General features: G+C 67.1%; 18 protein-coding genes. 11 read left to right on the plus strand and 7 right to left on the minus strand.

What is annotated here, in order from left to right; genetic code table 11:
- The 4 genes from ACTJJZ_RS12105 (at position 1) to ACTJJZ_RS12120 (ending at position 4,752) form a co-directional block, all read left to right on the plus strand.
- Entirely contained in the window at positions 1-1,299 is a 1,299-nt protein-coding gene (locus ACTJJZ_RS12105; protein ID WP_440721437.1) for a hypothetical protein, read from the plus strand.
- Positions 1,300-1,412: 113 nt separating this feature from the next.
- Positions 1,413-2,081, plus strand: a complete 669-nt coding sequence (locus ACTJJZ_RS12110; protein WP_440721438.1) for an endonuclease/exonuclease/phosphatase family protein — start codon at positions 1,413-1,415, stop codon at positions 2,079-2,081.
- 122 nt (positions 2,082-2,203) lie between these two features.
- Entirely contained in the window at positions 2,204-3,514 is a 1,311-nt protein-coding gene (locus ACTJJZ_RS12115; protein ID WP_440721439.1) for a UDP-glucose dehydrogenase family protein, read from the plus strand.
- A gap of 92 nt (positions 3,515-3,606) precedes the next feature.
- Complete coding sequence (locus ACTJJZ_RS12120; protein ID WP_440721440.1) at positions 3,607-4,752, plus strand: hypothetical protein; 1,146 nt, start codon at positions 3,607-3,609, stop codon at positions 4,750-4,752.
- 70 nt (positions 4,753-4,822) lie between these two features.
- Here ACTJJZ_RS12120 and ACTJJZ_RS12125 read toward each other — a convergent pair whose 3' ends face one another.
- The 3 genes from ACTJJZ_RS12125 to ACTJJZ_RS12135 form a co-directional block, all read right to left on the minus strand.
- Entirely contained in the window at positions 4,823-6,571 is a 1,749-nt protein-coding gene (locus tag ACTJJZ_RS12125; RefSeq protein WP_440721441.1) for a DUF4012 domain-containing protein, read from the minus strand.
- A gap of 256 nt (positions 6,572-6,827) precedes the next feature.
- A complete protein-coding gene (galE, locus tag ACTJJZ_RS12130) occupies positions 6,828-7,844 on the minus strand; it encodes a UDP-glucose 4-epimerase GalE (RefSeq protein ID WP_440721442.1) in 1,017 nt (338 codons plus the stop codon).
- Between the two features lie 39 nt (positions 7,845-7,883).
- Positions 7,884-8,171, minus strand: a complete 288-nt coding sequence (locus ACTJJZ_RS12135; protein ID WP_440721443.1) for a PqqD family protein — start codon at positions 8,169-8,171, stop codon at positions 7,884-7,886.
- A 262-nt stretch (positions 8,172-8,433) separates the two neighbouring features.
- Between ACTJJZ_RS12135 and ACTJJZ_RS12140 the strand changes: the two genes are divergently transcribed.
- The 7 genes from ACTJJZ_RS12140 to ACTJJZ_RS12170 all read left to right on the plus strand — a co-directional run bounded on the left by ACTJJZ_RS12140 (position 8,434) and on the right by ACTJJZ_RS12170 (position 15,977).
- Positions 8,434-10,329: a polysaccharide biosynthesis protein gene (locus ACTJJZ_RS12140; RefSeq protein ID WP_440721444.1), complete on the plus strand. Its 1,896-nt coding sequence runs from the start codon at positions 8,434-8,436 to the stop codon at positions 10,327-10,329.
- Entirely contained in the window at positions 10,322-11,455 is a 1,134-nt protein-coding gene (locus tag ACTJJZ_RS12145) for a DegT/DnrJ/EryC1/StrS family aminotransferase (RefSeq protein ID WP_440721445.1), read from the plus strand. The genes ACTJJZ_RS12140 and ACTJJZ_RS12145 overlap by 8 nt, the downstream gene beginning before the upstream one ends.
- Positions 11,456-11,608: 153 nt before the next feature.
- Positions 11,609-12,517: a hypothetical protein gene (locus ACTJJZ_RS12150; RefSeq protein WP_440721446.1), complete on the plus strand. Its 909-nt coding sequence runs from the start codon at positions 11,609-11,611 to the stop codon at positions 12,515-12,517.
- Positions 12,518-12,738: 221 nt separating this feature from the next.
- The gene (locus ACTJJZ_RS12155; protein ID WP_440721447.1) at positions 12,739-13,545 is read left to right on the plus strand and encodes a GNAT family N-acetyltransferase; all 807 of its coding nucleotides are present in this window, start codon (positions 12,739-12,741) and stop codon (positions 13,543-13,545) included.
- 11 nt (positions 13,546-13,556) lie between these two features.
- Positions 13,557-14,192 carry a sugar transferase gene (locus ACTJJZ_RS12160; protein ID WP_440721448.1) on the plus strand — a complete coding sequence of 212 codons (636 nt, stop codon included), beginning with the start codon at positions 13,557-13,559 and terminating at the stop codon, positions 14,190-14,192.
- The gene (locus tag ACTJJZ_RS12165) at positions 14,173-14,727 is read left to right on the plus strand and encodes a GNAT family N-acetyltransferase (RefSeq protein WP_440721449.1); all 555 of its coding nucleotides are present in this window, start codon (positions 14,173-14,175) and stop codon (positions 14,725-14,727) included. Before ACTJJZ_RS12160 ends, ACTJJZ_RS12165 begins: the two co-directional genes overlap by 20 nt.
- Positions 14,724-15,977, plus strand: coding sequence for a glycosyltransferase family 4 protein (locus ACTJJZ_RS12170; RefSeq protein WP_440721450.1), 1,254 nt, complete (start codon positions 14,724-14,726; stop codon positions 15,975-15,977). Before ACTJJZ_RS12165 ends, ACTJJZ_RS12170 begins: the two co-directional genes overlap by 4 nt.
- A 48-nt stretch (positions 15,978-16,025) precedes the next feature.
- Here ACTJJZ_RS12170 and ACTJJZ_RS12175 read toward each other — a convergent pair whose 3' ends face one another.
- From ACTJJZ_RS12175 to ACTJJZ_RS12190, 4 genes are read right to left on the minus strand one after another with little or no spacing between them, the layout of a single operon-like run.
- A complete protein-coding gene (locus ACTJJZ_RS12175; RefSeq protein ID WP_440721451.1) occupies positions 16,026-16,793 on the minus strand; it encodes a HisA/HisF-related TIM barrel protein in 768 nt (255 codons plus the stop codon).
- Positions 16,778-17,383 (minus strand): imidazole glycerol phosphate synthase subunit HisH, encoded by a 606-nt coding sequence (gene hisH / locus ACTJJZ_RS12180; RefSeq protein ID WP_440721452.1) that lies wholly within the window; start codon positions 17,381-17,383, stop codon positions 16,778-16,780. Before hisH ends, ACTJJZ_RS12175 begins: the two co-directional genes overlap by 16 nt.
- The gene (locus tag ACTJJZ_RS12185; protein ID WP_440721453.1) at positions 17,380-18,561 is read right to left on the minus strand and encodes a glycosyltransferase; all 1,182 of its coding nucleotides are present in this window, start codon (positions 18,559-18,561) and stop codon (positions 17,380-17,382) included. Before ACTJJZ_RS12185 ends, hisH begins: the two co-directional genes overlap by 4 nt.
- A complete protein-coding gene (locus tag ACTJJZ_RS12190; protein WP_440721454.1) occupies positions 18,558-19,688 on the minus strand; it encodes an N-acetyl sugar amidotransferase in 1,131 nt (376 codons plus the stop codon). Before ACTJJZ_RS12190 ends, ACTJJZ_RS12185 begins: the two co-directional genes overlap by 4 nt.
- Positions 19,689-19,738 lie beyond the last annotated feature (50 nt).

Consider the following 19,738-nt stretch of genomic DNA (forward strand, 5'->3'; position numbering starts at 1 on the left):
ATGCAGCGCGACCACGGACTATGGCGGTCGGATCCGCCCCGCCGCTTCGAAGAGGTGTCGATGCCGGGGGCCGCAGTGCCGGGGATGCTCGTCGACGTCGCGGTCGGTGCTGCGATCGGCGCCGTCGTGGTCTTCCTGCTCTCCGTCGTGGCGGGCGTCGTGCACGAGCAGGTGTCCTTCGTCTTCGTCCCGTCGGCGCTGCTGCAGGACATCGCGGGAACCGGCGTGTTCGCCGCCATGGCGATCGCCGGCGTGTGCGGCCTGATCGCCACGCCCGCGCTCGTCGTGCATCGCGGGCGGCTGCTCCGCGCGGCGCAGCGCGTCGCCGAGCAGGATCCGGCCCGTGTGCCGCCGTCGACGCAGCGCCGCGAGCTGGAGCGGCCGCCTGCCGCGCTCGCCCGGCGCTACGGCATCGTGCTGCTCGCGGTGGGAGTCGTGCCGCTCGTGCTGATCGGGATCCACCTGCTCATCGACCCGGGCGCGACAGCCGAGCCGGAGTCGTGGAGCGTGTTCGCCGCGAGCAGCGTGCTCGTGGTGGCGGGGCTGGCGATCACGGTCGCGAGCGGCCCGCGGGTGCGGGCGCAGGCTCCGGTGCTGAGCGCGCTGCAGCAGCGCTGGGCGCTGGATGTCCCCTCGGCGCAGGCGTACGCCGCGCTGCGCCGTGAGGAGCTGCCCGACGGGCCGGTGCCGAGCGTGCTGGATCCGGTCATGCGTCGGCGGCTGACCCGCGTGCGCGCCGTGCTCCGCGGGGTCGTGGTGGCCGCCGGCGTGGCCTGGGTCGCCGTGATCTTCCTGCACAAGCCGTGCCGTCTGTGCGCGCCGATCGAGTGGCCGGCCGCGGAACGGCCGTTCATCGACGGGTACACCCTGCTGTCGTCGGGCCTCGCGGGCTGCGCTGTGCTCGCGGGCGTGGCGGCGTGGTGGATCGGCGTCGCCTGGCGCTTCGCGGCGGAGCGTGCCGTGTTCCGGACGCTCGACGGCCCGCCGCGTCGCATCGACGACGGCCTCGCGCAGGTGCTGCTCCTCACCCGCGGGGCTGGCGCGCGCCTGGGTCGCGGCCTCGCGGCCCTCGCCGCGGTGTGCCTGGCCGTCGCGTTCGGCGAGGCAGCCCTGGGGCAGGCGGCGCCCACGATCACAGCCTTCGTGGTCGCCGCCGTGGCGGCGCTGGCCGGGGCAGTGGTTCTGTGCATGCGAGGCCCGCGAGAGGCGAGCCTGCGCGAACTGCTGCGCACGAAGGCGTCGCCCAACGACCCGTTCGCCCTCGGTTTCAACTGGCTCGGCGGTGCCCCGATCGGCTGAGACGGTGGGACGGATCCGGATCCCGGGACGGATCCGTAACACGGAGTGAACTCAGCGCACCCGTAAACATTCCACGTCGAACGTTGAGGGGTGGGCGCGGGTACGGTGGTTCCGTGCGGATCATCTCCTACAACCTGCGCAAGCACCGCGCGGTGCATGAGCTCGCCGACCTCGTCGCCGCTCATGACCCCGACGTGCTGTGCCTGCAGGAGGGCGACACCACGTCGCTGCCGGAGACCGCGGGCGGGCTGGTCCTCGCGCACACCACGCAGCGGAACCGCCTCGGGCTCGCCATCTACTACCGGGCGAGCGCGTTCAACCTGGTCGACATGGCCGCGGTGTCGGTCAAGAAGTCGCTGCATGACCGGCTGCTCCGCCCGGCGCACGAGCGGCTGCTCGGCGTGCGACTGCGCGACATCGACGCCGGGCGGGACATCCTCATCGCCTCGTTGCACGCCGCGCCGCTCACCGCGCGCAACGCCCTGCGGCGCGACCAGATCCGCGCCGCGCTGTCCGAGCTGTCCGAGCTCGGGTGGGGGCTGCCGCAGCTGATCGTCGGGGACTTCAACTACCCGGTGTTCAAGGAGCGGCTGAGCGAGCACATGCGCGACGTCGGCTACGAGCTCGTGATGAGCGACCAGCACACCTACACCCGGTACCGGGTGTTCCGCGGGTTCTATGATTTCGCCGCTGCCTCCGGCTTCGTCGTCGAGTCGGTGCGCACCCTGCCGCAGGGCGAGTCCGATCACCTGCCGATCCTGGTGACCGCGCACCCGAAGTAGGAGCACGCTCGCGGTCCGCACGCCGGGTCGGCCGTGCGCGACGCCACAACGTTCACCCGCTCGTCGCCGGCACGTCGCACGGACGACGCACGCCGGTGAGGCGGGCGCGCTGACCTGTCCCCATGCGGATGTCTGTGATCGGCTGCGGCTACCTCGGGGCCGTGCACGCCGCGGCGATGGCATCGCTCGGGCACGAGGTGATCGGGATCGACACGGATCCAGGCAGGATCGCGGAGCTGGCGGCCGGTCGCGCCCCGTTCTTCGAGCCCGGCCTGGACGAGCTGCTGGCCGAGGGCGTCGCCGGCGGGCGGCTGACCTTCTCCGGCGACTACGCCGCGGCTGCCGGATCCCGCGTGCATTTCCTCGCGGTCGGCACGCCGCAGCTCCCCGACTCGTCGGGGGCCGATCTGCGCCACCTGCACGCGGCGGTCACGTCGCTGATCCCGCAGCTGCGGGCCGGGGACGTCGTGGCGGGCAAGTCCACGGTCCCCGTGGGGACGGCGGCGGCCCTGCACGCGGCGGTCGCGGAGCGCGGGGCGACCCTGGTGTGGAACCCGGAGTTCCTGCGCGAGGGCTGGGCGGTGCACGACACCCTGCAGCCGGACCGGCTGGTCGTGGGCGCCGTGGACGATGCGGCCGGGAGCCGGGCGACGGAGGTGCTGCGCGAGGTGTTCGCCGCAGCCGTCGCCGCGGGCAGCCCGTTCCTCGCGACGGACCTCGCCACCGCCGAGCTCGTGAAGGGCGCCGCGAACGCGTTCCTTGCGACGAAGATCTCGTTCATCAACGCGATGGCCGAGATCGCCGAGGCCGCGGGCGCCGACGTCACGCTGCTCGCCGACGCGATCGGCCACGACGTGCGGATCGGTCGACGCTTCCTGGGTGCGGGGATCGGATTCGGCGGCGGATGCCTGCCGAAGGACATCCGGGCCTTCGCGACCCGGGCCGAGGAGCTCGGTCGGGGCGCGTCGGTGGGGTTCCTCCGTGAGGTCGACGCGATCAACCTGCGCCGCCGCGAGCACGCGGTGCGGCTCGTGGTCGACGCGTTCGGCGGGAGCGTGGTGGGACGGAGGATCACGATGCTCGGGGCCGCGTTCAAGCCGCACAGCGACGACGTCCGCGATTCGCCGGCGCTCGAGGTGGCGACGCGGTTGCGCGGGCTGGGCGCCGAGGTGACCGTGACGGATCCGCAGGCGATCGCGAATGCGGCGATCCTGCACCCCCAGCTCACCTACGTCGAGGACCGCGACCAGGCGATCCGCGGGGCCGATGCGCTGGTCCTGGTCACCGAATGGGACGTGTATCGCCGTGAGCTGTCGCCAGGGCACGCCTCCACCCTGACCGAGGGGAGGATCGTCGTGGACGGCCGGAACTGCCTGGACCCGGCGGCCTGGCGTGCCGCCGGGTGGACCTACCTCGGCATGGGGCGCCCGTGACCGCCTGATTCGCCGGCACCGAGCCTGTCGCCCCGGAGGACGGCGGCCTTCTCGGTAGAGTCCGTGAGGACGGCGTGGAAGGAGGCGGACGGATGGCCGATGATCGTGTGCGCGGGGACGCTTCCCCGGCCGCCGGTGCTCCGCACCCGCCGGAACCGTTCCTGGGCGATCTCGCCGCGCTGTTCGCACACGGCCCGCACGAGGAGCCGGAGGCCGTTGCCGACTTCGACGACGACGTCGGCGCGCTCTTCGCGCCCTCGGCCGTCACCGCGGGGGAAGGATCCGCCGAGCCGCCGGCGGACGGCCTGTTCGCCGAGCCGGCGAACGCCACGCCGAGTCCGCGCCCGGGATCGACGCCGCGGAAGATCCCCGCCATGCACGAGCCGGAGCACGCTGCACCGGGCTACGGTCTGACGCGTTCGCAGCGCATCGCCATGGGCGTCGGAGCCGTCGTCACGATGCTCGGGGCAGGGTGGGCGCTGGCGGCGCCTGCGTCGTCCGGTCCGGTGGGGGAGACGCCGTCGCCGATCGCGACCGTCGATCCCGCCAGGGCGGCTGCGGTGGCCGACGGGATCGACGCGCTGGCGGGCGCGCTGCAGTCGGCGGAGGCGAGTGCGGGATCCTTCGCGGCTCCGCTCGCGGCGATGGCGGGATCCAGCGACGAGACCGCGCGCGCCGCGGCTGAGGCCGCGCGCCAGACCTATGCGGCGGCGCTCGCCGCGGTGAAGGTGCCGGCGAAGACCGGAGCGACGTCGGGCAACGCCGTGCTGGACGAGGCGGAGCGGGGCACCGCAGCCGCGCAGCACGCCCTCACCGCGGCGACCACCGCCTTCCGCGCGGCGATCTCGGCCTTCACGCAGTCCCTGCCTGCCTATGCCGAGACCGCGGTCGCGACCGACGCGGACGCCGACGAGTCGTTCCGCACGGCGGTGACAGACGCCGCCGCGACGGTCGCCGCCACGGATCCGCTCGGCCCGACCGCGTTCACGACCTGGGACGCCTGGCGCGTCGCGCTCGCCGCACTGCACGAGGACCAGGCGCGCGCCGTGGCGGCGCAGAGCTCCACGGATTCGGGCACGACGGACTCCGGCACGACGGACTCGGGCGGGACCGACTCGGGCGGCACGGATTCCGGCACCACCCCGACGACGCCCGAGAGCACTCCGACCACCGAGCCGCAGCCGACGTCTCCTCCGGTCGTGGTGAGCCCTGATCCGACCGTCCCACCCATCGGCTGAGCCGCTTCTCCGGACCTGAGCCGGTTCTGCGCGGCTGAGCCCGTCGAACGGACTCCGCTCACGTCGCGGACTACTTCGCCGCAGCGCACCCCGGGGCGTCGATCGTGAGGGGCGTCGACCGCACCATCGGCGTGTGCCGCACCTCGAGCGGGCCGAAGGCGCCGGCCGGAGCCGTGAAGGTGGCCGTGATCGTCGCGGTCTGCCCCGGAGGGGTCAGCACGTTCACCTTCACGGCGGTGCGGCCCAGATGCGGCTGCCCTGATGCGGCGACCGGCTGCCCGTCGACGGTCACGCCGGTCAGCGTCGATCCCACGGGGCCGTACAGGTACATGTCGCTCGAGACGTCGCCCTTGGGGAAGAACCGGGCCGGGGAGACGTAGACCGGCAGGCCGGCGACAGCGCCCGGGGCGAGCGTGTTCTGCATCGTCACGGTGGTGGTGAAGGTGGGCGCCGCGCCCTTCTGGCACTGCGTGGTCTTCGCGGCGATGCCCAGCTGCATGTAGTAGTCGAGCTTGCCCTCGGTGATGTCGTCGACGTAGACGCCCAGGTCGGTGGTGTGCGCGTTGTCGGCCGGCAGAGTGCCGCCCACCGGGGTGCCGGCGAGGAGGGCCGCCTGCGCGGGGTCGCTCGGCGAATACATCAGGCGCCCCTCGTCCGCCGCCTGCGAGAGCGCGTTCAGCAGAGCCTTCGGATCCGCGTGGGTGGTCAGCAGCGCCTCGAAGACGCTCTTCGCCGCCGCGGCGAAGAAGGCGTCCTGGTCCGCCTTGACGCCGCCGTATCTGCCGTAGACCTGGCTGAGCAGCAGCGGCACCGCACTGTCGGCCGTCAGCACGTCGCCGGTGGGCATCCTGACCGGGCCGATGACCTTGAGCAGATAGCCGAGCGCGACCGGATCCATCGAAGCGACGGCATCGATGGAAGTCCCGAACGAGTCGCCCCAGAAGGCGCGGACGATCTTGGCCGTGTCGCTGAAGTCCGGCGGCAGAGTGGTGTCCTGGATGTAGCGGCCGACCTTGGTGCCGTAGAGCGCCTCGAGCTGGGGATCGAGGGGGATGATCGGATCCGGGCGGCCGGTGTGGAAGTCGGCCGACGACGCCTGCTGGGTGAGGGAGATCTTGCCGTTCTCCGCGGTGAGCATCGCGATCGCCGCGGGGTTGCCGCCGGTGCCGCGGGACTCGGCATTGTTCTGGAAGATCAGCAGGTAGTGCTGCGGGCCGTTCGCCCCGAGCGCCTTCGACAGGATCGTCAGCGCGTTGTGCGCGGGGGTGAGGATCGGCTCGATCTTCGCGATCGCGGAATCGAGCCTGTCGACGCCGGCGGCGACCTGGGGGATGAGCGCAGCGCGGTCGATCCCCGCGAGCCTCTTCTGGATCGTCGTCAGGCTCGTGGCCGCGGAGTCGACATCGCCGGCGAGCGCGGTCAGATTCTTGACGTCGATCGCGCCGTCCTTCGGCATCAGGGCCTTCAGGTCGATCCCGGTCAGCGGAGACACCGCGTTCTGCACCAGCGTGTTAACCGAACTCGCGAGGACGCGCACCGCGACCAGGTTCGGGCCGGCGACCGGCACCCACTCCGCGTTCTTCCAGAGTGTGCCGCTGGTCTTCTTCTCCGCCGAGGCTGTGAGCGCCGAGATCTGCGCGACCGTCGTCTTCGCGCCGGCGGTGTCGCCGGCGAGCATGCTCTTCTGCACCTGGTCGACCAGCGGGATCGCCTTCTCCAGGTCGGACTTGGCCGACATCGCCTGGTCGTACAGCTGCTTGGCCGAGGCCGCACCGGCGATGCCGACGGCGATGAGCACCAGCAGAATCGAGATCGGCACCCAGAAGCGCGCGCTCTTCAGCAGGGGACGCCGCCGCCTGCGCCGGTGTCCGGCGGATCCATCCGGCCCATCGGATCCTGCCCGCGGGCTCGCGAGAGGATCGTCCGAGTCGGATGACGAGCTTCCGTGGGCCGGGCGCGCCTCGCGGTCTCCGCGTCGGGTAGGCACGCCCTGATTCTAGGGATCCGGAGGGTCCCTGACCATGGCTACGTGCAGGCGCGGTCGGCGGCTCGTGATCAGGTCGAGCGGAGGATCCTCAGTCCGCGAAGCCGTTCGGGTTCTGCGACTGCCAGCGCCACCCGTCCCGGGCCATGTCCGCGATGCTGCGTGAGGCGGTCCAGCCCAGCTCCGACGCGGCTCGAGTGGTGTCGGCCCAGCTGCGCGGGAGGTCGCCCTCGCGCCGGGGGCGAACGATCGCCGGAATCGGATGACCCGAGGCAGCCTCGAAAGCGGCGATCATCTGCCTGACCGACGTGCCGGCTCCCGTGCCGAGGTTCCAGGCGCGTGCGCCCTCGACCGCCGAGAGCTTCTCGAGCGCCGCGACATGTCCTTCAGCCAAGTCGGCCACGTGGATGTAGTCCCGTTCGCCCGTGCCATCGGCGGTGGCGTAGTCGTCGCCGAAGATGTTCACCTCGGGCAGACGCCCGACCGCCACTTGGAGGATGTAGGGAGCGAGGTTGTTGGGTATCCCGTTCGGGTCTTCACCGATAAGGCCGCTGGGGTGCGCGCCGATCGGGTTGAAGTAGCGAAGCAGCCCGATATGCCAGCCGCCCTCCGACTCCGCGACGTCGCTGAGGATCCGCTCGAGCATCACCTTGGTCATGCCGTACGGGTTGGTGGCGTCCAGGCGCCCGCCGTCCTCGCGGTACGGCGGGTCCTGCTGGTCTCCGTAGACCGTGGCGGACGAGGAGAACACGAGGCTGCGCACGCCGTGCCGCTTCATCGTCTTGAGTAGAGAGAACGTGCTGCCCAGATTGTGCGCGTAGTAGCGCAGGGGATCGGCGACGCTTTCGCCGACGGCCTTCAGTCCAGCGAAATGGATCACGGCATCGGGGGAGGCCGAGGCGAAGGCGGCATCGAACGCCTCTTCGTCGAGGAGGTCGACAGCGGCCAGACCCGGGCGAGTCCCCGTGATCTGCTCGATCCGGTCGATCACCTTCGGGGACGAGTTCTGGAAATCGTCGGCGATCGTGACCCGGTGCCCTCGCTCGAGCAGCGCGACCGCGGTGTGCGAACCGATGAACCCGGCGCCCCCGGTGACCAGAACGTGCATAGAGGAATCCTTCTTCTCAGTTGGAAGCTACCGACGCCGTCATGCGACCAACAGATGATGCTCGCGGAGGCGGCGGAGCAGGGCGACGATATCGTCATGGACCGCACCGTCATCCACGCTGTACGCCGTCGCGATATTCCGCACGAGGTCGTCCACCGTGATCGGCCCGCTCCTGTCGACCTCGTTCCAGACCGTTGCCGCTGTGCCCTGAAGCGTCAACGGACGTGCCTCCACAGAGACAAGGTCGAGAGCCACCACGTCATCCCCGCTTTCCGTCCACGCGACGGTTTCGGCGATCCGCCACATCTCAGCCTTCGCACCTGCCACGCGGTCAGCCTAGCGAAGCGTTCCCCGTGGCCCTCTCCGGTGGTCGGGAAGTTCTCGTAGTCGAACGAGATCCTCATATGTCTATACAGCGGTGCATCCGAATCGCAACGCGACATCAGGCGAAGCGTAAAGCGACAGAGCCTTCGGCCGCAGGAAGCCGTTCGTCCAGGAGACTCCCAGTATGGGAGAATTTCGGTACGCGTGCGCTGAGGGCATAGGGGGGATCCTGAGCGGGATGCCGAGCACACGACGATTGGGGTGGATGGTGAGTACGCAGATTCGAGAGACATTGACCGGGGGAATCCGCATCCCCGTGCAGCAGCGGCGTCGACGCCGGCTGACGGCCGCTCTCGACGTCCTGGCCTGGGTCATCGGTACCTTCCTGGCCGTCACCCTCCGTCTCGACTTCACCCTGAAGCCGACGGCCTGGCTGGCCACGATCCTGCTCGGCGTCGTCGCCGCGGCGATCCAGCTGGGGATCGGCTACTACGTGGCACTGTATCGCGGGCGGTACGCCTACGGATCCTTCGAAGTGGTTCGCACGCTCGCCGTCATCGTGCTGGGCATCTCGGTGCTGCTCTCGCTGGTGGTCGTGCCGTTCGGGAATATGATCGGCGTGCCGCGGGGGACCATGCTGCTGGCCGGGCCCTTCGTGCTGCTTCTCATGTTCGGTGTGCGCTACGCGGCCCGGCTCGCGGTCGAGCGTGCGCGCAAACCCGGCGACAGCGCGGAGCGCACGCTCGTGGTCGGGGCAGGCTACCTCGGGGACCGGCTGCTGCACACGATCATCACCGATCCCGCGTCGCCGATCCGGCCGGTGGGACTGATCGATGACGATCCCCTCAAGAAGAACCTGCGGCTGCGCGGCGTGCCCGTGCTGGGGCCTTCCAGGCAGCTCGCCGACATCGCTCAGCGCACCGGAGCGACTCGGCTCGTGATCGCCCTCGGCAACGCCGACAGCGTCCTGCTGCGCAAGCTGAGCGATGCGGCGGAGCGCGCCGGGATGAGCGTGTCGGTCACGCCGACGATCACGGATTTCATGCTCGACGCTCGCGTCAAGGTCGACGTGCGCGACATCGAGATCGAGGACCTCATCGGCCGTCACCCGGTCGACACCAACGTCGAGCTGATCGCGGGCTACATCACCGGCAAGCGCGTGCTCGTGACCGGCGCCGGTGGATCGATCGGGTCCGAGCTCTGCCGCCAGCTGGCGAAGTTCGGCCCCAGTGAGCTGATGATGCTCGACCGGGACGAGACCGGTCTGCAGACCGCGCAGCTCGGCACGTCGGGGAACGGTCTGCTGGATTCCAGGGACGTCGTTCTCGCCGACATCCGCGAGGAGGCGGTGCTGAACGCGATCTTCGATGAGCGTCGCCCGGAGGTGGTCTTCCACGCGGCCGCCCTCAAGCACCTCCCCATGCTCGAGCAGTACCCGGACGAGGCGTGGAAGACGAACGTGATCGGCTCGCTGAATGTGCTTCAGGCGGCGCAGAGGGTCGGGGTGACCCATTTCGTCAACATCTCCACCGACAAGGCCGCCAACCCGACCAGCGTGCTCGGGCACTCCAAGCGCGTCGCCGAGAAGCTCACCGCGTGGGCGGGGGAGCAGACGGGCATGCAGTACCTGTCCGTGCGCTTCGGCAACGTGATCGGCAGCCGCGGCTCGATGCTGCCGACGTTCCAGCGGCTGATCGCGGAGGACAAGCCGATCACGGTGACCCATCCCGACGCCACGCGGTACTTCATGACGATCCCCGAGGCTTGCCAACTGGTCATCCAGGCCGGCGGCATCGGCCGCGCGGGCGAGGTGCTCATCCTGGACATGGGCGAGCCGGTGTCGATCCTCGAGGTCGCCAAGCGGATGATCTCCATGTCGGGCAAGGACGTGGAGATCGTGTTCACGGGCCTTCGGCAGGGCGAGAAGCTGCATGAGGAGCTCGTCGGAGCACGGGAGAACCTCGAGCGCCCGTTCCACCCGCAGATCTCGCACGCGCATGCGGACATGATCAGCCCGGAACGGCTCGACAAGGCCGGCTGGGAGGCGCGGATGAAGGCCGAGCCGCGCAACAACGACACTGCCGTGGTCGACCGGATCATCGTGGATCGGGTCGTCAACGGATCAACGCGCGTCACGCAGGAGGCACGCTCGAATGGCTGACCGGATCTACATGTCATCGCCCGACGTCACGGCACTCGAGGAAGAAGCGCTCGTGGCCGCGATGCGCTCCGGCTGGATCGCACCTCTCGGTCCGGATGTCGACGCGTTCGAGCGTGAGCTGGCGGAGCGGATCGGCGTCGCGCACGGGGTGGCGTTGAGCTCGGGCACGGCTGCTCTGCACCTCGGTCTGCTGACGCTGGGCGTGAAACCGGGAGACGTGGTGGTCACGTCGACGATGACGTTCGCTGCGACCACCAACGCGATCGTGTACACGGGCGCCGAGCCCTATTTCATCGACGCGGATCCCCGAACCGGCAACATGGATCCCGAGCTGCTGCGTGGCGCCCTGGTGGCGTTGCGCGACGCGGGTGAGCACGTCGCCGCGGTGGTTCCGGTGGATCTGCTCGGCAAGGCGGTGGACTACACGACGATTCTCGCGATTGCGGCGGAGTTCGACGTGCCTGTGCTCGCCGACGCCGCTGAATCGCTGGGCGCATGGCACGCGGGTCGCCCAGCGGGCAGTTTCGGGCGCGCATCGATCGTCTCCTTCAACGGCAACAAGATCATGACCACCTCGGGCGGAGGCATGCTGCTCACGGACGACGCCGACGTCGCCCAGCACGTGCGGTACCTGGCCACCCAGGCGAGGCAGCCGGTCGTGCACTACGAGCACATCGACATCGGTTACAACTACCGGATGAGCAACCTGCTGGCTGCGCTCGGGCGCGCGCAGCTGTCTCGGCTCGACGCGATGATCGCGCGTCGGCGAGACATGCGGGAGCTCTACAAGGAGCTCTTCGCGACGGTGGACGGAGTCGAGGTCTTCGGTGCCGAGGGCGACGAGCACGACAACGTGTGGCTGACGTCGATCCTGGTCGACGAGAAGCGCACGGGCTGGGGTCCGTCCGACCTCTCCGCAGCGCTCGCGAAGGACGATATCGAGAGCCGGCCGCTCTGGAAGCCGATGCACAAGCAGCCGGTGTTCGCCCATCATCGCGGTGTCATCAACGGCGCCTCGGAGCGGCTGTTCGAATCGGGGCTCACGCTGCCCAGCGGGTCTGCGCTGACGGACATGCAGCGCGCTCGAGTGGTTGACGGCATCACCACCTTCGTCGGGGGACGCTGAGTCGTGACTTATGTCCCTTCCGAAGGCAGACCGATCGGTTCTGACTTCGAGACACTTCCTGCGGGCGAGCTTGTCCCACACAGCGTTCCCCCCTGGGAACGAGAAGGGCGTCCGGTTCGCTACGTGGAGACCGGACGACAAGCACTGGCGATCATGGCTGACGTCCTCGCGCGACGAGGACGAGACCGACTGATCGTCCCGGGATATCTCTGTTCTTCAATGATCGAGCCTTTCGTGCAGCGGGGCTGGCGTATCTCCTCGCTCGGAATCAACGAGAGACTCGGTGTCCCCCTAGACGCGTCCCGCGTGCTCCAAGACGTGCCCGAGCGAACGGTGATTCTCTTGGCCGCCTACTTTGGGAGCCGCCCTGACCCGACGCACCGGGCCCTCATCGAGGAGGCGAAAGCTCGCGGCATCGTCGTGGTGGAAGATACCACTCACCGTGTTTTCGAGCCCGATGTGCTGGGAGCTGATCTGTCCTTTGCCAGCCTGCGCAAGCTGCTCCCGGTCGGAGACGGCGCTTACGTGTCAGGCGATGAGGAGATCCTAGAGGTTGCCTCAGGTCTGGAGGAGAGCGACTCTGAACGATGGGAGGCAATGGATCTCAAGCGCGCCACCCTTGATGGTGACGGCTCGCACGGGTTCCGAGAGATCTTCCAGCGCGAGAACGAACGTCTTGAAGACCAGGGACGGATTCGTCGCGCGACACCGCGCTCTATCGAGGCCTTGAGTACCTTGCCATACGACGCGATGGCTAAGAAGCGCGCCGACAATGCGCGGACTCTTCGGCAGCTTCTCGCTGATGCCGGAATCTCGGTGATGCGGCGGAATGGAGATGGGATCCCGTCGCATCTGGTCCTTCAGCTCGACGCCCCGCCGGTGCTGCAGGCTCGTCTGGCCCAGCGCCGTGTGTACTGCGCGATCCATTGGCCGCGCGTGCAAGGGGTCCACGGGCTGGGGCCCTGGCGGTCTGATTTGCTTTCGGTCCCTGTCGACCATCGCTACGGTCCCAAGGACATGGAGCGCGTGGCCTCGGCCATCGTCGAGGAGGTGTCGAGATGACGATCAGCTGGAGGGATAGCACTACGGCCGCGAGCGTGTATCAGTCCCGAAGCTACGGAGAGGCTGCGGCCCGGAGCACTGGAGCCCTCTGGGACGCGATTGGTGACGAAGAAGGCAGATGGCGATTGCCCTTGTGCATCAATTCCGTGGACGTGGGGGGACGGACTTCGCGTGACGCCGTCTCGCCCTACGGATACCCGGGGATCTGGTCGGATCCGGCGATGCCGGCGGATGAAGTGCTTGCCGCGTGGGACGACACGGTGCGTCTACTCGCGGAACGAGGCATTGTCTCCGTCTTTTTGCGATTCGCCCCGTATCGCGATGGTGTGGAGCGTCGCGTCACTCTTCCCGGGCTTGAACTCGTAGAGCTGTCCGAGACCGTTCTCCTTGAGCTCGGCGAGGAAGCCAGCATGTGGGAGGGGATGCACGGGCGCTCCCGCACAGCGATCCGCAAAGCGGAGCGAGAAGGTCTGCACGCACAAGTCGTGATGGAACGGCCGCTGAGCCTCGGCTCCGACTCCGGATTCCGAAACGTCTACGAGGTGGCGATGGAGCGTGTCGGTGCCACGGCTGCGCATCTTCATTCTGACGACTATTACGAGCGCCTTTCACGCGCTGAAGACGTCGACCTCCATCTCGTCGAGGTGCGGGATGCGGACGATGAAGTAGTGGCGGCGACCCTTCTGCTCATCGACGAGGAGGCAGTTCACTACCACCTGTCCGGATCAGTGGTCGAGGCTGCGCGGAACGGAGCCAACAACCTGATGATCTGGACTGCCATGAAGTGGGCAGCAGCTGAGGGGCACAAGCGGTTTCACCTCGGCGGAGGAACTTCACGCGCTGATGGTCTGTTCCGATTCAAAGCGTCATTCGGAGGAGTTTCGATGCCGTTCTTCGTAGGGCGTCTGATCGTACGCCCGGAGGCATACGCATCGTTGGTCACAGAGCATGCGCGGCGACTCGGAGTTCGTCCCAGTCAGCTTCAGGAAAGCTCGTTCTTCCCTGCATACCGGGCGGTGCGGGTGTGAGTAAGACTGAGGTGTATCTGACGTTGCGGGGTGTGATCGATCGGGTCATCGCCGCCGTCGCTCTGGTCGTGCTCTCACCGGTACTCGTCGCTCTCACGATCGCGGTGCTCGTTCGAATGGGTCGACCGGTACTTTTTCGTCAGAAGCGTGTGGGACAAGGCGGTCGCGAGTTCTTCATCTACAAATTCCGAACGATGGTCCAGGATGCAGAACAACGCGGCGGAGGCTATATGCCCGCTGAGATGAACCTGATTCCGCCGCTGGGTGCGTTCCTCCGCAAAACGAGCCTCGATGAGCTGCCTCAGCTGCTGAACATACTGAAAGGCGACATCTCCATCGTCGGGCCTCGGCCTGCGCTCCCGAGCCAATACGCCCGCTACACTTCGCGTCAGGCAGGAAGGGTGTCCGTGCCGCAAGGGCTGACAGGCTTGGCGCAAGTGCTCCATCGCAACGAGGCACCCTGGTCAGTGCGGATCGAAACCGACCTTCGGTACATTGATCGAATCGGTCCGGGCACCGATTTCCGGATCTTGTGCGCCACGGCCGTTCGAGTGCTCCGCGGCACAGGAGTGAGAACAGACCAGACCGCCGGAGAGGTCGATGATCTCGGCCCGGCCCGAACGAACGGTGAGCAAGTTGCTGAGTGATGGCACGATCGTTCTGAGCCCGATCGAGCGTGAGGATCTTCGATTCCTCAAGGACCTGGCCGACGACCCTGCGGTTCGTGAGAACGTCGTCGGCTGGGACTGGCCGTTGTCGATGTCCGCGCAGGAGCGATGGTTCGAGCGAGGCATCGAGTCGGATCATGCGCGACGATTCGTGATTCGCCGGATGGACGGAACGAATGTCGGTCTGACGGGGCTCTGGGACATCGACGCCCGCAATCGCACCGCGATGTCGGCGATCAAGATCGGTGGTGCTCCGGATCTCCGCGGGAAGGGGTACGGACGACGCGCTCTGCAGATGACGATGGACTTCGCCTTCCTCGATGTCGGTCTGCATCGACTGACGGCCCAGATCCTGGAGTTCAACTCGGCGTCCTTGGCGCTTTACCGGGACGCACTGGGTTGGTCGCTCGAAGGAATCAGTAGGCAGCACGTGTGGCGTCATGGCAAATATTGTGACGTCCTCCACTTCGGAATGCTCCGCGACGAGTACATCGCCAGAGGTGACGCGGAATGACGGCGGATTCCGGACCGGTCGTCTGGATCATCAACCACTATTCGACGATTCCCTCGCGCGACGGCGCCGGCGCGCGACACTTCCGGCTCGCGCAGGAACTCGTCCGGAACGGGTGGAGACCGCTGCTGATCTTCGCGAGCACGACCCATCCCGCCGGTGCCCAGCACTTGCGACGCGGTGAACGCCGACGTCGCGGCGTGGAGGAGGGCGTGCCCTTCCTCATGGTGCGCGCGCCGAGGTATCGGGGAGGGCTGCAACGCGTCTGGAACATGGCGGTCTTCGCGGTGAGGCTGCTCCTTCCGGGGACGGTCCGAGGGGTGCCGACTCCTGACGTCGTCGTCGGCAGCACCGTACATCTCCTCGCATCATGGGCGGCACTGCGGCTCGCCAGGCGCTATCGCGTGCCCTTCGTATTCGAGATCCGCGACATCTGGCCCGAGACCCTCATCGACCTCGGGAAGCTGCAGGCGGGAAGCCTGGCTGCCCGATTGATGTCGCGCGTCTCGCGGCACCTCGCATCGCAGGCATCTCTCGTGGTCTCGCCGCTGCCTGGGGTCCGCAGTTATCTCGACGGCATGGGATTGGACGACACTCCTTTCCACTGGGCGTCGAACGGCGTGGATCTGCCGCAGCAGTCCGACGCTCGATATCCTGCCGTCCGCGACGAGTTCGTCATCATGTATCTGGGGTCCCACGGGAACGCGAATGGACTAGAAGGACTCCTCGACGCGTTCGATGAGGCTGCAGGTCGGCCTGACCGGACTCAGAAACTTCGGCTCCGCCTCGTCGGTGACGGAACCCAAAAGGAAGCTCTTCGCATTCGCGCGGCTGCCTTGAAGTCCGCGGAGTTGATCGAGTTCGAGGACCGCATCCCGCGATCGGAGGTCATCGATCGCGCAAGGGAGGCCGACGCCCTCATCGTGAACCTCGAGGACCTCCCGGTGTATCGGTTCGGAATCTCGCTCAACAAGCTCTATGACTATCTCGTGGCGGAACGGCCGATCATCATCGCGACGAGTGCAGTGAACAATCCGGTCGCGGACGCCGGGGCCGGACTCACGGTGCCGGCCGGCGATGCGACGGCGCTCGCCACTGCGATTCGAGAGATGAGTGAGCTTCCTCAGGAAGCCCGCGCGGAGATGGGGCGACGCGGTGCGACGCACGTCGAGACGCAGTACACGTACGCCGCGATCGGTGACCACCTGGCGATCGCGCTAGGCCGCATCTGTGATGACGCTCGCCGCGACTGATCGAGGATCGCTCCGGACGACGTCGCCGTTTCCGAGGCTGAGCACTCCTCAGCGGCTGCGGAGAGCGCCGAGTTCCGTTGACGACGGGTAGGTGATGAGGACGGCTTGATGCCGTCCGAAATAGACGAACAGGCTCGCTGCGCAGACCGCGTCGGCGCCGTTCTCGATGGCGGACTTGATGTCGTCGAGGCTGTCCGCGCCTCCCAGCGCGAGGACGGGCACCTCGACCGAGGCTGAGACTTCGCGCAGCAGGGGAAGGTCATATCCCGAACGGGTCCCATCGCGGTCGATCGAGTTGAGTACGATCTCTCCGGCCCCCAGCCCAGTGGCGGCCTGTGCGAATTCGACCGGCGTGAGACCGGTATCGATTCTGCCGTTGGACACATGAGCGCGTGGCCCGGAGACGGTCGAGCGCACGTCCACGCTCGCGACGACGCTTTGCGTGCCGATCTCGGAGGCGATCTGCGTGACCAGTTCGGGAGATCGGGAGATCGCGCTGTTCAGCACGATCTTCTCGACACCAGAGCGAACTATTGCCCGCGCGTCGCTCACACTGCCTACCGCGCCGCCATAGGCAACGGGCATGAACGCTTCGGATGCGATCGACCGAATGAGCTTCGGATCGAGAGGCGTCTCGCCCCGGCTGGCGGAGATGTCGCACAGGATCAGCTCGTCGACCTCCAACTCGTTGAAGATGCGTACGGCGTTCACGGGATCACCGAGATACGGGTTGCCTCCGAACCGTTGAGTCTTCGTGAGCCAGCCATGGTGCAGTTGCAGGACGGGTATGACGCGCGGTCTCACTGCTGGACCCACTCCTTCAGCATCTGCATTCCAAAACGATGGCTCTTCTCAGGATGGAACTGCGCCCCCGTGACGGAGTCGGCGCAGATCATCGAGGCATACCTGGCACCGTACTCGGTGCTCGCCAAGACGTTCGATTCGTCCGCGCACTTCACGTGATAGCTGTGGGCGAAATAGAAGCGATGATCATCGGGCAGGTCCGCGACTATCGGATGATCGCGCTCCTTGCGGATCTGCGCCCAGCCGAGATGCGGGACTCTCAGCCCCATCGAAGGATCGAACCGAACGCTGGTGCCGCTGATCAGACCGAGCCCGGACAATACTCCCTCTTCGCTGGAATCGAGGAGCAGCTGCATTCCCAGACAGATGCCGAGCAGCTGCTTACCCGTGGCAGCGTATGTGCGTACGGCGTCATCGAAGCCTGTGCGCTGCAGCTCGGCGGCTGCAGCGTCGAAAGCTCCCACTCCCGGAAGAACGACATGATCGTACGCGGTGAGCGCGGCGGGATCGGTGACAAAGGAGGCGTCGACTTCCAGACGAAAGAACATGTTCTGCAGGGATCCGATGTTGCCGACGCCGTAGTCGATGATGCCGACCGTCATGAACGCCTCTCCTTCGATTCGGCCGCACTCTCGGAGCGCGGCCTGCCGAGCACCTCTCGATAGGCCCGGATCATCTTGTCAGACTGCGAGGCCCAACTGGGGAGAGCGACATCAGCAAGATCCGATCGCGCGTCGGACACATCCACCGGGGTGATCGAATCGAGGGTCCTGGGCAGATCGGTCTCCACGGAGGTGATCCGGAAGGGGGCGAGGCGACCGGCCAGCAATCGGTCCACCGCCGGAAGCTCGTTGTGGATGAAAGGTGTTCCGGCAGCGATGTACTCGATGGCCTTGTTCGGCAGCGAGAGCGCGTAGGACAGGCACGAGGGCTCGATGACGCAGATACCGACGTCGGCGGACTCCAGAGTGGGGACGACGGATGAGCTGTCGACGGTTCCGAAGAGGTGGATGTTGGGGTGCCCGACCGCTGTCTCGGCGATCAACGTGCGAAGAGGGCCGTCTCCGACGAACACGAGGTGATCATTGGAGCGCGTCTTGAAGACCTCGAGCAACTCGGGGATGTGCCGCGCAGCTCCAAGGTTGCCCACGTGGACATAGAGACGACTCTCGCCGGGGATGCCGAGCTCGGACCGGAGATCCTGCCCGGTTCCAGCAATCTCGCCGACAGGCGAGTTCACCACACTCGTCGCGCGAATGCCGGGGTAGGTCTCCTCGTACCACTCGCGAATGAGGTCGTTGACGACAAACACCACATCGCACCGACGGATGTACCGGCGCTCGAGGAGCTTGAAGATCCGCCCCTGTGCGCCTCTCGATGTCGCCGTCTCTGTCTCCAGCTCGTGGGTGTCGTAGATCAGCCTCGCCCCGTGACGTCGCGCGAGGAACACGGCGACCGGCAGTACAGCCACCGAGTGGGCGTTGACGGCACCGATCGACTTTCCCGCGTAGGAGCGATACACCTGAACCGACCAGAGGATCTGGTGAGCGACGCGACGGAGGACTGAACCGCTGCCCTTGGAGTGGGATCCGACGCGTCTGATCCTGCGACGCTCGGAGAGCGGCTCCACCGATGGGAGGCCCGGGGCCGACGTCCCGCAGATCTCAACCTCGTCGAAGAGTTCCGCCTCCTCGACCGCGGCGGTCTGCCGGAAGATCCTGCTTTCCGAGACGATCGGCGCGGGATAGATGTGGAGGTTCGTCCCTTTTCCTGCAGTCATCGCGGGTAAAGCCCCATTCGTCTCAGGATGTTCACAGTTCGTCGTAGCAGTTGCACGAAACCGTATGAACTGCGGTAGTCCCTGAAGGACCGGCGCGGCGCGCTCAAGATCGCATCGATGGCTTCCGCGTCGAGCTGCAACTTCTTTCCGAGTAGCTGTGTGTCGATCCGGCGCAGACTGCTCGGATAGTCGTCCGACTCGAGTGCGGTCAATGCAGCGTCGCGCGTGATCTGACCCGAATTGATGAGATCGGACAGATGCCCACGACGTTTGTCGATGGCGAACTTCGTGGGCAGATAGTAGCCCTGCACCCAGCGCGTGTAGATGGATTCGTAGTGCTTTCCCTCGTACGGGGTCCACCCGAGCCGCTCCTGTAGGAGGCGCATCGCGTCAGCCTTGTCGTACTCGAGATAGTTGAGGATCGAGACGATGCGGACACGTCGTGCGACGGTCGTCCATCCGAGTTCGGCGAAGCCGAAATGAGGGTACGTCTTCAACGGCGTGGACCCGTGTGAGCGGTGGACGTCCTTGATGTAACGCCAGTCCGAGTGGCCATAGGACCATGACGGCACGCTGATCGATTCCGTCGCGAAGTTCATCCCGGAGATGATGTAGCGGATTCCGTGACGGCGGGCTTCCTTCCAGAGCGTCGCCTGGATCGCGTGATCGGCAGGGATGTCCGCATCGGGCACCGAGGCGTTGAGGAATGCCCGTTGGAGGTCGTAGAACTCGTCGAGGCGGAGGACGTTGGTCGTGAGGTCGACGTCGAGCGCTCGAAGAACGTTCTCGATGTTTCGAGAAGCGAGAGCCGAGTTCCATCCGTTGTCGACGTGCACGGCCAACGGGCGGAGACCGAGTTCGCGAACCTTCAGAGCGACGAACGAGCTGTCGACGCCACCGCTGACGCCGATAAGACAGTCGTATTGCTTGCCTTTGCCTGCCGCCTTCATGGCAGCGACCAGCGCGCTCAGCCGGGCGGGTCGTTCCGCGACAGGAACGATTCTCGAAGACAGTAGTGCGTCGTATCGGCGGCAGTGATTGCAGAGGCCGTCGATGAGGACGAGGTCTGGATCGACTTCGTCATTCATAACGCACCGACTGCACATGGACGGGTGCGTCATCAGCATCCTCAGGAGACTGGGTGGGACAGGACAAACTGTGGCTCTATGCTAGCCGA

The sequence above is a fragment of the Microbacterium sp. 22242 genome (assembly GCF_052045495.1).
Classification (GTDB): domain Bacteria; phylum Actinomycetota; class Actinomycetes; order Actinomycetales; family Microbacteriaceae; genus Microbacterium.

Bases quoted from the DNA above. Each gene is read 5' to 3' on its own strand.
- ACTJJZ_RS12150 (WP_440721446.1), top strand. From the start codon at position 11,609: ATGGCTGACGTCCTCGCGCGACGAGGACGAGACCGACTGATCGTCCCG.
- ACTJJZ_RS12140 (WP_440721444.1), top strand. From the start codon at position 8,434: ATGGTGAGTACGCAGATTCGAGAGACATTGACCGGGGGAATCCGCATC.
- ACTJJZ_RS12145 (WP_440721445.1), top strand. From the start codon at position 10,322: ATGGCTGACCGGATCTACATGTCATCGCCCGACGTCACGGCACTCGAG.
- ACTJJZ_RS12170 (WP_440721450.1), top strand. From the start codon at position 14,724: ATGACGGCGGATTCCGGACCGGTCGTCTGGATCATCAACCACTATTCG.
- ACTJJZ_RS12155 (WP_440721447.1), top strand. From the start codon at position 12,739: ATGCCGGCGGATGAAGTGCTTGCCGCGTGGGACGACACGGTGCGTCTA.
- hisH (WP_440721452.1), bottom strand. From the start codon at position 17,383: ATGACGGTCGGCATCATCGACTACGGCGTCGGCAACATCGGATCCCTG.
- ACTJJZ_RS12190 (WP_440721454.1), bottom strand. From the start codon at position 19,688: ATGCTGATGACGCACCCGTCCATGTGCAGTCGGTGCGTTATGAATGAC.
- ACTJJZ_RS12115 (WP_440721439.1), top strand. From the start codon at position 2,204: ATGCGGATGTCTGTGATCGGCTGCGGCTACCTCGGGGCCGTGCACGCC.
- ACTJJZ_RS12120 (WP_440721440.1), top strand. From the start codon at position 3,607: ATGGCCGATGATCGTGTGCGCGGGGACGCTTCCCCGGCCGCCGGTGCT.
- galE (WP_440721442.1), bottom strand. From the start codon at position 7,844: ATGCACGTTCTGGTCACCGGGGGCGCCGGGTTCATCGGTTCGCACACC.
- ACTJJZ_RS12185 (WP_440721453.1), bottom strand. From the start codon at position 18,561: ATGACTGCAGGAAAAGGGACGAACCTCCACATCTATCCCGCGCCGATC.
- ACTJJZ_RS12105 (WP_440721437.1), top strand. From the start codon at position 1: ATGCAGCGCGACCACGGACTATGGCGGTCGGATCCGCCCCGCCGCTTC.